Genomic DNA, 14083 nt, shown 5'->3' with positions numbered 1-14083 from the left:
TCGAGACCGCCGGTACGGACGGCATGCCGTCCTGCTGGGAGAAGTCCGGCTGGGGCGACAACGACTTCGGCTTCGCGACCGTGACCGACGCCCACTCGGGCTCCAAGGCCATGAAGGTCACGCTGACCCGCCGGGTCGACGGCGACCGCAAGGCGCTGATCACCGAGTCCACCGCGTGCGCGCCGGTGGTCACCGCGGGCAAACAGTACGACCTCGGGCTGTACTACAGGACGACGACGCCCGACGCGGCGATCACGCTCTTCCGGCACGACACCACGGCGGGCTGGCAGTACTGGACCGACCTCAAGACCCTGGACATGGCGGCGGCCTGGACGCAGGCGACGGTGCGCACCCCGGCCGTCCCGGCGGGCACCGACCGCATCACCTGGGGCGTCTCCGTGTACGGGACGGGTTCGGCGACCACCGACGACTACACGATGGAACAGGTCTCCGACCCGATTCCGCCGGCCACCTGCACGGGAACGGCCGACGAGTGCGCGAACGGGAAGTGGACGGTCCTGCCCACGCAGAACCCGGTCCGCTCCATGCACTCCGTCGTGCTGAACAACGGCAAGGTGCTCTTGATCGCGGGCTCCGGGAACAGTGAGGAGAACTTCGACGCGGGCACGTTCACGTCGGCGGTGTACGACCCGGCGACCGGCTCGTACACGGTGATCCCCACGCCGAAGGACATGTTCTGCTCCGGGCACGTCCAGCTCGCCGACGGGCGGGTCCTGGTGCTCAGCGGCAACAAGGCGTTCCCGGTCGCGGGAGGCCACGGGTACGAGGGGTACAAGGACTCGTACATCTTCGACCCGGCCACCGAGACGTACAGCAGGACGAACGACCTCAACGACGGCCACTGGTATCCGTCCGCCACCGAGCTGGGCAACGGTGACATCATCTCGTTCGGCGGGCTGCGCGAGGACTCGTCGGGTTCGGTGACCGCCGAGCGCTTCTCGAACTCCCAGCAGCAGTGGCTGCCGCTGTGGCAGGTCAACCAGACGTGGTCGTTCTGGGGCCTGTACCCGTCGATGATCCTGATGCAGGACGGCCGACTCTTCTACTCGGGCAGCCACGTCTTCGGCAACGGCACCCCGGGCACCGGCTCGGCGGTCTACGACTACGACGCCAACACCACGACCGCGGTCCCGGGCCTGCAGAACAAGGACCAGCGCGACCAGTCCGCGAGCGTGCTGCTGCCTCCCGCGCAGGACCAGAAGGTCCTGACCGTCGGCGGCGGCAACATCGACTCGAACCCCGACGCCAACCGGCTCACCGACATCATCGACCTCAAGGCCGCCAACCCGGCGTACACGGTCGGCCCGCAGATCCCGCAGGGCACGGTGGACCTCGGCAACGGCAAGGTGGCCGAGACCGGCGCCCAGGGCAAGATGTACGTCTCCGCCGTCCTGCTGCCCGACGGCAAGGTCCTGGAGACGGGCGGAGCACTGCACAACCGCGCCAACCCCGTCTACGAGGCGTCGATCTTCGACCCCGCGACCACGACCTTCGACCCGGTGGCCGCCGACCCGGAGGCCCGCGGCTACCACTCCTCCGCGTTCCTGCTGCCCGACGGCCGGGTGATGGCCACCGGCGACAACCCGGGCAACGGCACCTGGAACCACGACGTGTCCGTCTACACCCCGCCGTACCTCCTCAAGGGCACCCGCCCGGCGATCACTTCGGTGATCGACGACGAGTGGGTGTACGGGGACACCCAGCGCATCACCGTCGACCGGCCCATCGTGAAGGCGGAGTTGATCCGGCCCGCCGCGGTGACGCACTCCTCCGATCCCAACCAGCGGTTCGTGGACCTGCCGCTGAGCGTGGACGGCGACAACGTCGACCTCAATGTGACGAGCAACCCCAACATGGCGCCGCCCGGCTGGTACATGCTCTTCGCGGTCGACGCCAACGGCGTTCCCTCGGTGGCCAAATGGGTGCATCTCCAGGGCCCGTCCGCGCTCGCCACCGACACCGCCTCGGCGCACGTCCACTCCTTCGCCGACTCCCTGACGGGAACCGTGACCGGGGCGGGCAGGAAGCGGACCTCGCAGAAGGTGTCCACCACCATCTCCGGCTGCGACCGCCACTACGGCACGATCAACGTCTGCGTGCCGACGGTCTTCCCGGACGGCGTGAAGAGGACGACGGCCTCCCGCTGCGCCTGGCTGAAGAAGAACGACTACGGACGGCTCAGGATCAACGGCAAGGACGATCCTCTGGGACTCGACCCCAGCGGGGATGGACTGGCCTGCGGGGCAAGGGATCTGATCAGGCGTTAGAAGTACGCGGTCGAGCCCCGGACGCCATCCGGGGCCGACTCGTCGGCCCGAGAAGTCTCAGGTCCCGAACTCCGCCAGGGCGCGCTCCACGACGGTCTCCAGCCGGTCGTGGTGCGCGCCCTTCCAGTAGGCGCGCCCGCATTCGACGCACTGGGCGAAGACGTCGTACGACCGCTCGGTGCCGCTCTCCAACTGGTCCGCGACCTGCTCCTTGGTGGCTGTCCGGAGCAGGCCGTTGCACGCGGTGCAGCGCGTCCAGGGTTTCAGCTCGGGAGCGAACCGGCCGAGGACGTCGCGGAGTTGGTCGTCGGGCCGGGTGCTGTAGACGAAGCCGCCCGCCCACAGCTCGCGGCGCCGCAGCAGTCCGCGGTCGCGGCTGAGGAGCACCCGCCGCTCGGCCGCCGAACGGGCGGCGAGGGCCGGGTCGCCGATGTCGGTGGACTCGTACGCCGTGTCGACGCCGAGCAGTCGCATCCGTCGGGCGAGGGTGCCGAGGTGCACGTCGAGGAGGAAGCGCAGGGGCGCGCCGGGGATTCGCTGCGGGCGTTCGACCGCGAGGACCCGCACGGACTCGTCCGCCGCCGGGATGTGCGAGAAGGGCACCTCGCGCCCGTCCACGACCAGGGCGCCGACCTCCGTCAGCGGGACGCCGAGCGACTCGACGACATGACCGAGGGTGGAGGTGCCGTCGGTGCCGACGGGGGTGGCTTCGGCGCGGCGGGCGTGCGGGACGAACAGCCCCAGTTCGGGGGCGAATTCGATGTGGATCTCCGGTCCGTTCACGCGGTCAGGATGTCATGCGGGGTGTGCCCCGGTCCTCCGGGTTTCGCGGTGGCAGACCGTGCTCCAGGACGTTCATGGTGCGCTCGAACAGATCGGCCAGGTCGTCCCCCTGGCCGGTCTCGGCCCAGTACAGGGAGGTCTCCACCAGGCCGCCGATGAGCGACATCGCGAAGACCCGGACCTCCAGGCTGTCCGGGTCCAGGCCGGAGCGCTGCCCGATCGCCCGGCTCAGCAGCCGCCCGGTGACGGACAGGCTCTCCAGCATCCGGGAACGCACCGCGGGGACCTCGGCCATCAGCCGTGTCCGGAGCCGGGAGATCTCGGGGTCCTCGGAGTTGCCGACGCTGACGGCCCTCCTGAGCACATGACGCAGGGACTCGAACCACGGCTCGTCCGCGGGGCGCTCGCGCAGTTCCTGCTCCAGGAGCGGGTCGTACTCGTCCGTGAGGACGATGTCCTCCTTGGTCGGGAAGTAGCGGAACACCGTGGACGGGGAGACCTCGGCCGCCTCCGCGATCTGCTCGATCGTCGTCGCGTCGTACCCCTGCTCCTCGATCAGCCGGTACGTCGCCTCGCGGATCGCGATGCGGGTCTTGATCTTCTTCCGTTCGCGGAGCCCCGGCTGGGGCTCCGCGGCGGGAGGGGAACTCTGTGTGGTGGCGGCCATGGTTCCTATTGTCCGGCATCCGCCGGGGCCGGGGCCATGGCGGTGTCCTCCTCCGGCACCGGGGCGGCCCGCCGGGGGCTCGGCAGCAGCGCCGCCGCCAGCAGGGCGGTGACCAGGGCCGCGATCCCGCTGACCAGCAGGACCAGGTCCATTCCGTGGATGTACGCGGCGTTCGCGGAGGCGGCGAGCGCGTGGTCGCCGAGCCGGTCGGCGACCACATGCGCGCCGACCAGCGAGTCACCGGCGACCTCGGCGGCGGCGCGGGGCAGCGCGGAGGTGTCGAGGCGGTCGGCGTACGTGCTCGCCAGCAGGGAGCCGAGCAGGGCGATACCGATCGCGCCGCCCACCTGGCGCACCGTCATCAGCAGCCCGGAGCCGCTGCCGGCCCGGTCGCGGGGGAGCGCGCCGAGGGCGGTGGACATCGCGGGCACCACGGCGAAGCCGAAGCCGAGCCCGGCGACCGACAGCCACAGGGCGGTGGCGCCGTACCCGTCGTCGACGCTCGTACGGCTGCCGAGGAACGCGGCGAAGGCGAGGACGACGAGACCCGCGCTGATCACCGCACGCGCCCCGAAGCGGGTGACCAGCGGCTGAGCGCCCCGGGAGGCGACCAGCAGCCCGCCCATCATCGGCAGCATCCGCACGCCGGTCGCGAGGGCGTCGTGTCCGAGTACCGCCTGGAGGTACTGCGGCAGCACGAACATCAGACCGGACAGCACGAACATGACGAGCGTCGCGGCGAGCGTGTTGAGCAGGAAGCCGCGCTGGGCGAGCAGGGACAGATCCAGCATCGGGCGGGGGCTGCGGCGTTCGCGGACGACGAGCAGGGCGATCAGGACGGCGGCGGCGGCGAAGCAGCCGAGGACGAGCGGGTCGCCCCAGCCGCGGGCCGGGGCCTCGATGATGGCGTAGACCAGGACGCTGAGGCCGACCGCGGTGAGCGCGGTGGAGACGGCGTCGACCCGGGGAGAGGCGGGGTCCCGGGTCTCGGGGAGCAGGAGGACGCAGGCGGTGATGCCGATGGCGGCCATCGGCACGTTGACCAGGAAGACCGAGCCCCACCAGAAGTGGTTCAGCAGCCAGCCGCCGATGATCGGGCCGAGGGGCAGTCCGAGAGCCGAGGCGGCGGAGACGGCCCCGACCGCCTTGGTGCGCTCGTCGGGTCCGAACAGCGAGGGCAGTACGGCGAGCGCGAGCGGCATCACCAGCGCGCCGCCGACACCCATCAGGGCTCGGGCGACGATCACCCAGGTGACGTCGTCGACGAGGGAGCCGGCCAGCGAGCCGGCGAGGAATACGCCGAGGCCCGTGATGAGCATCCGGCGCCGTCCGAAGCGGTCGCCGAGCAGGCCCGCCGGGAGCATCAGCGAGGCGAAGACGACGACGTAGGCGTCCGCCATCCACTGCTGCTGACCGGTGGACGCGCCGAGGTCCCGGGCCATCGTCGGCAGCGCCACGTTCAGGATCGTCATGTCGAAGCCGAGCACGAGCATGCTCGCGACCAGGGCCCCGAGGGCCCACCAGCGGCGGGGGTCGCGCCGAACGGCGCTGTCTTGCGTGGGAGTCGCCATGAAATGAGAGTAACTCTCAAAAGATGGTTGCTGTCAATTCAGTGGGACTTTCAGACCGTCGTCGTGCCGGGAAACGCGCAGTGGCCGCGGCTTGGGAGCCGCGGCCACTGAAGAAGGGGAGTCGGGGGAGGTGTCAGCCGTGCTGGTAGGCCACCAGGGAGATGCCGACGTAGTGCACGATGAACGCGGCCAGGGTCAGGGAGTGGAAGACCTCGTGGAATCCGAACCAGCGCGGTGACGGGTTGGGCCGCTTGATCCCGTAGATCACCCCGCCCGCGCTGTAGAGCAGCCCGCCGACGATCACCAGGACGAGGACGGCGATGCCGCCCGTGCGCATGAAGTCGGGCAGGAAGAAGACGGCCGCCCAGCCCATCGCGATGTAGCAGGGCGTGTAGAGCCAGCGCGGCGCGCCGACCCAGAACACCCGGAAGACGATGCCCGCCGCCGCGGCGGCCCAGATGCTCCACAGGAGCCACTGCCCCTTGGCCTCCGGCAGCAGCAGCATGGTCAGCGGCGTGTAGGTGCCCGCGATGATCAGGAAGATGTTCGCGTGGTCGAGTCTGCGCAGGATGCCGTCCATCCGCGGACTCCAGTCGCCGCGGTGGTAGAGGGCGCTCACGCCGAACAGGAGGCAGGCCGTCAGGGCGAAGACTCCGCAGGCGATACGGCCGCGGGTCGAGTCCGCCAGGGCGGTGAGGACCAGTCCGGAGACGAGGGCGGCCGGGAACATGCCGAGGTGCAGCCAGCCGCGGAGCTTGGGCTTGATCTCTTCCGACAGGGAGTGCGCCACAGAGACGGAGCCGGCGGTCGGCGAGTCCGTGGGCGCGTCGGGGACGGACGCAGTCATGCGCCGAATCGTACCTACGGAACCGTAAGTTACGCGTCAGTACACCGTAAGCGAACCGCAATAGTGGCCATGATCTCACGCGAGTGGTCCGAGGGTCGGGGGTACTCGCGGTGAACCCGGAGCGAGCGGGGGAAAACCTTCCGGCGAGTGGTGATCCTCACTCCGCTCAGGTGTGAGGCCCTCTGGACATATGCGCGACTCGGTCGGATCATCAAATGAGTGCGGTCGGCACCGGATGAGCGCCAGGGGTCCAATTCCCATGAAGCATCCGGGTCGCAGCCCCCACGGGGCATGACAACAAAACCCCTCATTTAGGAGCAATCGTGGCGCGCGACATCGCGGCTCCCGTCCCGACCAACCACAAAGAACTGATCTCGTGGGTCAACGAGATCGCCGAACTGACCGAGCCGGACAGTGTGGTCTGGTGTGACGGATCCGAGGCCGAGTACGAGCGACTGAGCGAGGAGCTCGTCCGCAAGGGCACCTTCAAGAAGCTCGACCCGATCAAGCGCCCCAACTCGTACTACGCCGCTTCCGACCCGACCGATGTCGCGCGGGTCGAGGACCGGACGTTCATCTGCTCCGAGAAGGAGGAGGACGCGGGCCCGACCAACCACTGGAAGGCGCCCTCCGAGATGCGGGACATCTTCTCCGGTGAGCAGGGCGTCTTCCGCGGCTCGATGCGCGGCCGGACGATGTACGTCGTCCCGTTCTGCATGGGCCCGCTCGGCTCGGACCTCTCCGCGATCGGCGTCGAGATCACCGACTCCGCCTACGTCGCCGTCTCCATGCGCACCATGACCCGTATGGGACAGCCCGTCCTGGACGAACTCGGCACCGACGGATTCTTCGTGCGTGCAGTGCACACGCTCGGAGCACCGCTGGCCGAGGGCGAGGCGGACGTGCCGTGGCCGTGCAACTCCACGAAGTACATCTCGCACTTCCCCGAGACCCGCGAGATCTGGTCGTACGGCTCGGGCTACGGCGGCAACGCGCTCCTCGGCAAGAAGTGCTACGCCCTGCGCATCGCGTCCGTGATGGCGCGCGACGAGGGCTGGCTCGCCGAGCACATGCTCATCCTGAAGCTGACCCCGCCGCACGGCGAGTCCAGGTACGTCGCCGCCGCCTTCCCGAGCGCCTGCGGCAAGACCAACCTCGCGATGCTGGAGCCCACGATCTCGGGCTGGACCGTCGAGACCATCGGTGACGACATCGCCTGGATGCGGTTCGGCGAGGACGGCCAGCTCTACGCGATCAACCCCGAGGCCGGCTTCTTCGGTGTCGCGCCCGGTACCGGTGAGCACACCAACGCCAACGCGATGAAGACGCTGTGGGGCAACTCCGTCTTCACCAACGTCGCGCTCACCGACGACAACGACATCTGGTGGGAGGGCATGACGGAGGAGACTCCGGCACACCTGACCGACTGGAAGGGCAACGACTGGACGCCGGAGTCCGCGACGCCCGCCGCGCACCCCAACGCCCGCTTCACGACGCCCGCCGCGCAGTGCCCGATCATCGCGCCCGAGTGGGAGGACCCCAAGGGTGTGCCGATCTCGGCGATCCTCTTCGGCGGCCGCCGCGCGTCCGCCGTGCCGCTGGTGACGGAGTCCTTCGACTGGAACCACGGTGTCTTCCTCGGCGCGAACGTCGCCTCCGAGAAGACCGCCGCCGCCGAGGGCAAGGTCGGCGAGCTGCGCCGCGACCCCTTCGCCATGCTGCCGTTCTGCGGCTACAACATGGGCGACTACATGGGGCACTGGGTCGACGTCGCCAAGGACAAGGACCAGGCGAAGCTCCCGAAGATCTACTACGTGAACTGGTTCCGCAAGAACGACGCGGGCAAGTTCGTGTGGCCCGGCTTCGGCGAGAACAGCCGTGTCCTGAAGTGGATCGTCGAGCGCCTCGACGGCAAGGCCGAGGGCGTCGAGACCCCGATCGGCATCCTGCCGACCAGGGAGGCCCTCGACACCGACGGTCTCGAACTGGCCGACGCCGACCTCGACTTCCTGCTCACGGTCGACAAGGAGGTCTGGCGCGAAGAGGCCGCACTGGTCCCCGAGCACCTCAACACCTTCGGTGAGCACACGCCGGCGGAACTGTGGGACGAGTACCGCGCGCTGGTGCAGCGCCTGGGCTGAGGCCCCTCGTTGCTCCGCGGCCGACCCGAGTTGCCCTGACCTGCGACCGTTGCGGAGGTCGGCCGCGGTGACAGCACCCAGCCGGGGCTCGCGCACATCTGTGCGGAGCCCCGGCTTTTTTCGTCCGCTCCGTCCCGCCCGTACCGGAACGGCTGAAAAAGCGCGGATTTCGAGGGACACTCCTGACATCCAGCAGTGGACCCCGAAATGAGGTGGGCGGGGTGCGTACGCCTGTCAGCGACCCCATGAAGATCGGCCCGTACCGCATCGTGGGCCGGCTCGGCTCCGGCGGCATGGGATGGGTGTATCTCGGCCGCTCGCCCGCGGGCCGCGAGGTCGCGGTGAAGGTGGTGCGGCCCGAACTGGCCGCGGAGAGCGAGTTCCGGGAGCGCTTCGCGCGCGAGGTCGCGGCGGCCCGTGTGGTCAGCGGCGCCTACACCGCGGCCGTCGTCGACGCCGACCCCGAGGCCGAACTGCCCTGGCTGGCAACGCTGTACGTGCCCGGCCCCTCGCTCGCCGAGGCGGTCCACGCCGACGGGCCGCTGCCCGAGCCGCAGGTGCGACGGCTCGGAGCGGGCCTGGTCGAGGCGCTCCAGGCCATCCATGGCGCACGTGTGGTGCACCGGGACCTCAAACCGGCGAACGTTCTCCTCGCCTCCGACGGGCCGCGGGTCATCGACTTCGGGATCTCCCGGGTGGACGGTGCCCCGGGCCTCACCCAGGTCGGTGTCGTCGTCGGCACCCCGCCGTTCATGTCGCCCGAGCAGATCAAGGGAGCCGCGGTGGGCCCGCCGAGCGATGTCTTCTCCCTCGGCGGGGTCCTGGTGTACGCGCTCACCGGACGGCCGCCGCACGGCAGCGGAGAGGCGGTGCGCTACCGGGTCGTCCTCGCCGAACCCGAACTCGACGGCATCCACGGGCCGATGCGGGAACTGGTCGCTCGCTGTCTGGCGAAGCGGCCCGAGGACCGGCCTCGACTGGGCGCGCTCCTGGCCGGGTTGCTGGAGGAGGAACCCCGGCAGGCCGCCTGGCCGCCGCCCACGGTGGCCCGCACCATCGAGGTGCGCACCCAGGATCTGATGAAGCGCCGCAAGGAGAGCACCAGCGTGTCCGTACCCTCCTGTCTGCTGTCGCACGCCCAGGCACTGCTCGACGCCGGACTGACCGACGCGATGGTCGCCGAGGCGGTGGGCCGTGGCGACGCCTGACTCCTTTCCCGGCCGCGGTCACGAGATCCTCGAAATCGGCACGCACTGGCGGCGGTTGGTGCAGAACTGGGTGGCCAGGCGGAATTTCCACACGGCGACCGACACCGTTTCCGTCTCCATGCGATTCGACCTGGAGGAAACGGGTCGGATGGTCACCGTGCGCTTCATGACGACCAAGAGACTGATGGTCGCTTTCGCGACCGACGGGCATTTCCTGCGCCAGGACCAACTGGCCGTCGCGGCGGCCGCCGCGAACGCGTGGAACACCGAACAACTGCACCCCATGCTGTCCGTCTGGGACGTACGGGGGCCGCGCCCCTGTCTCGCGGGGGTGTGCGACCTTCCGCTGACCTGTCGTATGACGCAAACAGATTTCGATGCTTTGGCCAGTGATTGGGTGGAGCGGGCGAGACAGATGTTCACCCGATGCCATCAGGTGTTCGAGTTGTAGAAGTGATAATCGCCGCGTTTCTCAAACCCTTTCGGACGCCAGCCGTTTTCCGCCACTATGGGCGAGTGCCTTTCAGGGCCACGGGGGTGTTTTCTTAGGGCCACGGGGGGTCTTCATGCGGCTTCGGCTTTCCTTCCTCATGCTTTCCGGACTCCTGGTCGCGCTCGCGCCGGCGGGACCCTCGGCGGCCGGCGAGCCGTGCGGCGAGACCTTCGGGGAGCACCTCAGGTGCTGGTCCGACTCGATCGGCAAAGGGACGGTGCGCATCACCCTCGACGAGGCGCTGCCGTTCGACGGCAGCACCGAGCACCGCACGGACTCCGAGCGGAAACTGCTGGACCAGCGCCCGAGACTCGTGGTCGAGGTCCCGAAGGGTGTCCACACCGGACGGGGCGGAGCGGCACTGCTCATGCTGGCGGACCCGAAGGCGAGACTCGTCGCCAAGGACGCCACGATCGACCCGCTGCCGCGGGACGTCCTGTCCGAGCTGGACGACGCCGGTGCCTGCAAGAACAAGGACGGCGAGGACCTCTGCGCCCCGCTCCGTGCGGGCCACCCCCTCAAAGGCGCGGACCTCTCCGCCTCCGGTCTGGCGGTCGACCTCTCCGGTCACACGTACGCCGCCAGCACTCTCACGGGCACCTCACGGGGCACGCCGCCCCCCACGGACACCTCCGCCTCCGGCAAGGACGGCAAGGACGGCAAGGACGGCCGGAACAGCGACACCGGGAAGATCGCCACCCCCGACCCGGGAACCGGTCCCGGCCCGGACGCCGGCTCCGGCTGGGACACCGCCACCCAGGTGCTCGCCGTCCTCTGCGTGGTGCTCGTCCTCCTCCTCGGACTGCTCCTCCTCCTGATCCGCCGCTCCGCCCGTGCCGTCGCCGTCGGCACCCTGTCCCGGCGGACGCTCGCCGCGCCCGGCATCGGCGCCGTACCCGGCGCCACGGCGCCCCGCCCGCGCACCCGGGCACCCGACGAGGCCACCACCCGCCTCAGGGTCCCGCCGCCGTCCCGCGTCCACGGGCGGCGCGTGGGCAACGTACCCGGCCCCGCCCGGCCCGCCGTCGTACGCACCGAACTGCAACCGCAGGGCTATGTCGAGATCGGTCATGTGCTGTACCGGGCGGTGTGGGCCGAGCCGGGCCGCCCGCCGCCGGCGCCCGGCGGACTCGTCGACGTCACCGAGGCGGGGGAGCGGGACTCCGACGTCCTCTACGCCTTCCCTCCGACAGCCGGACGCCATGCCAAGGCCACCCGGCCCTGAGACCAGGAGAGATCCCCATGCACAGCGAATACCCGCCCACCCTGCCGGCGGAGTACGCCGACATCGAGTTCGAGAACAACGCGCAGCGGCTGCCGCTCGTGCTCTGCCTCGACATCTCCAGCTCCATGGCGGGTCAGCCCATCCAGACGCTCAACAACGCGCTCGCGGAGTGGACCCGGGAACTGCACGACGACGTCAGCCTCAGCTACAGCGTCGAGGTCGCCGTGGTCACCTTCGGCGGCCAGGGCGTCGCCGCCTGGCGCGGGCCCCAACTCCTCGCCCCCCGCGCCCCGGTGAGCCCCTTCGTGCCCGCCCACATGTTCCAGCCGCCGCAGCTCGCCGCCGCCGGGGTCACCCTGATGACCGAGGCCCTCGAACTGTCGATGCACATCGTCGCCGCCCGCAAGGCCGAGCTGCGCGCCTCGGGACTCCAGTACTACCGGCCGCAGATCTGCCTCGTCACCGACGGACTGCCGACCGACGCCACGGGCCATCTCACCGACTCCTGGCATCGGTTGATCCCGGTGCTCGCCGACGAGCAGCGGGCGCGCCGCTTCCGGCTGTACGCGATCGGCGTCGGAGGCATCACGGACCGGGGCGAGCAGGTGCTCCAGTCGTTCGCGCCGAAGTTCAACGCCCGACTGCAGGGATTCCCGTTCCGCGAGCTGCTCCAGATGATGTCCGCGAGTGCCAACGCCGAACAGAAGGGCGCGGGCGACGAGGTCTTCGAGAAGATCTTCAGCCAGTTCAAGACACAGCGCCCGGCCTGGGAATCGTGACCGATGACCGGATGGGGTTCCTGACTGATGACCGGAGTCGACGAGCGGGAGACGCCGTGGCGCGTCCACGGAATGAGTGTCGAGGGATACCGGCACCGCCGGCAGGGGCTGCCCTGCCAGGACGCCTGCGCCTACACGGTGTCGGCGTCCGTGGCGGTCCTCGCCGTGGCGGACGGCGCGGGCAGCAGACCGCGCTCCGAGGAGGGTTCGCGGCTGGCGGTGGAGCTGGCCACCGAGCACTTCGCGCGCCGGGCCGCCAACGCGGCGGACCACCGTCCCGGCCAGGCCGTGCACGAACTGCTGGAGGACGCCTTCCACGACGTCTGCAAGGTGTTCCTGGACCGCACCGGCGCCGACGCGGCGGACTTCGCGACCACACTCACCGTGGTCGTGCTCGCGCGGGGCTGGCTCGGTCATCTGACCGTGGGCGACGGCTTCGTCGTCCTGCGCGCCGGTACGGAGGACGGTGAGCGGCAGTTCCATCTGCTGCCGCAGCCCAAGGCTGCCAGCGAGTACAGCAACGAGACGGTGTTCATCACCTCGCCGGAAGCGGCGCGCTGGGTGCACACCGACTGTGTGTCCGACGACGGGATCGACGGGGTGCTGCTGTCCACCGACGGACTGGCGCAGGCGGCCCTCAACCGTTCCGGGGGCGGCACGCTGTCCCCGAACACGTCGTTCGCCGAGGCCGTCTTCCGTTCCCTCGACGTTCCCGGTCCGGTGACCGCGAGCGCCCACGAGGGCCTGGGCACCCTGCTCAGGTCGGACCGGCTCACCGCTCTCAACGCCGACGACAAGACCCTGCTGCGGGCCGTGCTCAAGGCGCGGCCATGAGCGGCCTGACCGTGTTCCTGGACGGCAAGCCGGTCACCCTCGCCGAACTGCCCCTCAAGGGCGGCGGCCAGGCGGCCGTCTTCCCGGTCGTCGGCGACGCCGGCATCGTCGTCAAGCTGTACCGCGAACCGCCGGGCCCCGAACAGGAGCGGCGGCTGATGCGGATGCTGACCATGTCCCCGCTCGTGACCCGGCCCACCGACGCCTCCCAGCCGCCCGAGCTGGCCTGGCCGACCGCGCTCGCCCGTGGCTCGCAGGGCGAGTTCCTGGGCTACGCCATGCGCCGCTTCGGCGAGCCCCAGCACGTGCAGCTGATCGGCCTGTTCACCCGCGCCCAGCGCCTCAAGCTCTTCGCCGACCGGGCCGACTGGCGCTTCCTGCTCGGGGTCGCGTGGAACCTGGCCTTCATGACCGCACGCATGCACTACGACAACCTCGTCATCGGCGACTTCTCCAGCAGCAACGTCGTCGTCGACGCCAACGGCTTCGTCACCTTCCTCGACTGCGACTCCATCGCCTTCAACGACCCGGTGACGGGGGAGCTGTTCCCCTGCCTGATGCACACCACCGACTACTCGTCGCCCGAGCGGCAGGCCGGGGGTCCCGCCACCCGCGCCACCGACGAATTCGCCCTCGCCGTCCTCGTCTACCAGTTGCTGACCGCGGGCAACCACCCCTTCGGCGGTGTCCCGCACGACAGCGACTCCGAGTCGACGGTCAAGGACAACATCGCCGCGAGCTGCTCCTACGTCGTGCGCCCCGAGCGGGTCGTCATCCCGCGCGGCACCATCGACCCCTCCGTGCTCCCGCCCGAACTCCTCGCGCTGGCCCGCTCCGCCTTCGGCCCCGGAGTGGAGGATCCCGCCACCCGGCCCCCGGCGGAGGCCTGGCTGCGCGCCCTGGACAAGGAGCGCGCGCTGGTACGGGTGTGTCCGGCCCGTCCGCTGCACGCGTTCGGCTCGCATCTGACCTCGTGCCCGTGGTGCACCAGGGCGGCGCTCACCGGGCACGACGTGTTCAACAGCCCGGTCGCCGCCCCCGTGCCCGGCGTGCCCGCGCAGCCACCGGTGCCGGGCGAGCCGTGGCCCGTGGGACTGAAGGTGGCGCTGGCGATCCTGGTGGTCGTGATCCTGGTGGTGATCGTCGCGAACGCGTGAGCCGCGGTCACCGCGAGCGGCAGCGGCCCCCGGGCGGTGTCGTGCGGCCCCTGGAGTGCGGAGCCGGGTGCGGGGCGGACGCGACGGATG

The 14083-nt window shown here is 70.2% G+C and carries 12 protein-coding genes; 8 read left to right on the top strand and 4 right to left on the bottom strand.

Features of this window, described 5'->3' with window-relative positions; all coding sequences use genetic code 11:
• Nucleotides 1–23 precede the first annotated feature (23 nt).
• Nucleotides 24–2288, top strand: a complete 2265-nt coding sequence (locus tag OHT01_RS15430) for a galactose oxidase early set domain-containing protein (RefSeq protein ID WP_328558129.1) — start codon at nt 24–26, stop codon at nt 2286–2288.
• A 57-nt stretch (nt 2289–2345) separates the two neighbouring features.
• Here OHT01_RS15430 and OHT01_RS15425 read toward each other — a convergent pair whose 3' ends face one another.
• The 4 genes from OHT01_RS15425 to trhA all read right to left on the bottom strand — a co-directional run bounded on the left by OHT01_RS15425 (nt 2346) and on the right by trhA (nt 6156).
• Nucleotides 2346–3071: a Mut7-C RNAse domain-containing protein gene (locus OHT01_RS15425; protein ID WP_328553735.1), complete on the bottom strand. Its 726-nt coding sequence runs from the start codon at nt 3069–3071 to the stop codon at nt 2346–2348.
• Between the two features lie 4 nt (nt 3072–3075).
• Nucleotides 3076–3738 carry a TetR/AcrR family transcriptional regulator gene (locus OHT01_RS15420; RefSeq protein WP_328553734.1) on the bottom strand — a complete coding sequence of 221 codons (663 nt, stop codon included), beginning with the start codon at nt 3736–3738 and terminating at the stop codon, nt 3076–3078.
• Nucleotides 3739–3743: 5 nt separating this feature from the next.
• Entirely contained in the window at nt 3744–5309 is a 1566-nt protein-coding gene (locus OHT01_RS15415) for an MFS transporter (RefSeq protein ID WP_328553733.1), read from the bottom strand.
• 133 nt (nt 5310–5442) lie between these two features.
• A complete protein-coding gene (trhA, locus tag OHT01_RS15410) occupies nt 5443–6156 on the bottom strand; it encodes a PAQR family membrane homeostasis protein TrhA (protein WP_328553732.1) in 714 nt (237 codons plus the stop codon).
• A 323-nt stretch (nt 6157–6479) separates the two neighbouring features.
• Between trhA and OHT01_RS15405 the strand changes: the two genes are divergently transcribed.
• From OHT01_RS15405 to OHT01_RS15375, 7 genes are all read left to right on the top strand, one after another.
• Nucleotides 6480–8297: a phosphoenolpyruvate carboxykinase (GTP) gene (locus OHT01_RS15405; RefSeq protein ID WP_328553731.1), complete on the top strand. Its 1818-nt coding sequence runs from the start codon at nt 6480–6482 to the stop codon at nt 8295–8297.
• A 221-nt stretch (nt 8298–8518) separates the two neighbouring features.
• A complete protein-coding gene (locus OHT01_RS15400; RefSeq protein ID WP_328553730.1) occupies nt 8519–9505 on the top strand; it encodes a serine/threonine-protein kinase in 987 nt (328 codons plus the stop codon).
• The gene (locus OHT01_RS15395) at nt 9492–9956 is read left to right on the top strand and encodes a hypothetical protein (RefSeq protein ID WP_328553729.1); all 465 of its coding nucleotides are present in this window, start codon (nt 9492–9494) and stop codon (nt 9954–9956) included. The genes OHT01_RS15400 and OHT01_RS15395 overlap by 14 nt, the downstream gene beginning before the upstream one ends.
• Nucleotides 9957–10071: 115 nt before the next feature.
• On the top strand, nt 10072–11223 hold the full coding sequence (locus OHT01_RS15390; protein ID WP_328553728.1) for a hypothetical protein: 1152 nt from the start codon (nt 10072–10074) through the stop codon (nt 11221–11223).
• Nucleotides 11224–11240: 17 nt separating this feature from the next.
• Nucleotides 11241–12002, top strand: coding sequence for a vWA domain-containing protein (locus tag OHT01_RS15385; RefSeq protein ID WP_328553727.1), 762 nt, complete (start codon nt 11241–11243; stop codon nt 12000–12002).
• A gap of 27 nt (nt 12003–12029) precedes the next feature.
• On the top strand, nt 12030–12836 hold the full coding sequence (locus tag OHT01_RS15380; protein WP_328553726.1) for a PP2C family serine/threonine-protein phosphatase: 807 nt from the start codon (nt 12030–12032) through the stop codon (nt 12834–12836).
• Entirely contained in the window at nt 12833–13993 is a 1161-nt protein-coding gene (locus OHT01_RS15375; RefSeq protein WP_328553725.1) for a hypothetical protein, read from the top strand. Before OHT01_RS15380 ends, OHT01_RS15375 begins: the two co-directional genes overlap by 4 nt.
• Nucleotides 13994–14083 lie beyond the last annotated feature (90 nt).

The sequence above is a fragment of the Streptomyces sp. NBC_00358 genome, from assembly GCF_036099295.1.
GTDB lineage: Bacteria > Actinomycetota > Actinomycetes > Streptomycetales > Streptomycetaceae > Streptomyces.
Note: the sequence above shows the minus strand (reverse complement) of the source record. Positions and strands in the feature narration are given on the sequence as shown.

Coding starts and splice junctions, on each gene's coding strand:
- OHT01_RS15420 (WP_328553734.1), bottom strand. CDS start 3,738: ATGGCCGCCACCACACAGAGTTCCCCTCCCGCCGCGGAGCCCCAGCCG.
- OHT01_RS15415 (WP_328553733.1), bottom strand. CDS start 5,309: ATGGCGACTCCCACGCAAGACAGCGCCGTTCGGCGCGACCCCCGCCGC.
- trhA (WP_328553732.1), bottom strand. CDS start 6,156: ATGACTGCGTCCGTCCCCGACGCGCCCACGGACTCGCCGACCGCCGGC.
- OHT01_RS15380 (WP_328553726.1), top strand. CDS start 12,030: ATGACCGGAGTCGACGAGCGGGAGACGCCGTGGCGCGTCCACGGAATG.
- OHT01_RS15375 (WP_328553725.1), top strand. CDS start 12,833: ATGAGCGGCCTGACCGTGTTCCTGGACGGCAAGCCGGTCACCCTCGCC.
- OHT01_RS15385 (WP_328553727.1), top strand. CDS start 11,241: ATGCACAGCGAATACCCGCCCACCCTGCCGGCGGAGTACGCCGACATC.
- OHT01_RS15430 (WP_328558129.1), top strand. CDS start 24: ATGCCGTCCTGCTGGGAGAAGTCCGGCTGGGGCGACAACGACTTCGGC.
- OHT01_RS15390 (WP_328553728.1), top strand. CDS start 10,072: ATGCGGCTTCGGCTTTCCTTCCTCATGCTTTCCGGACTCCTGGTCGCG.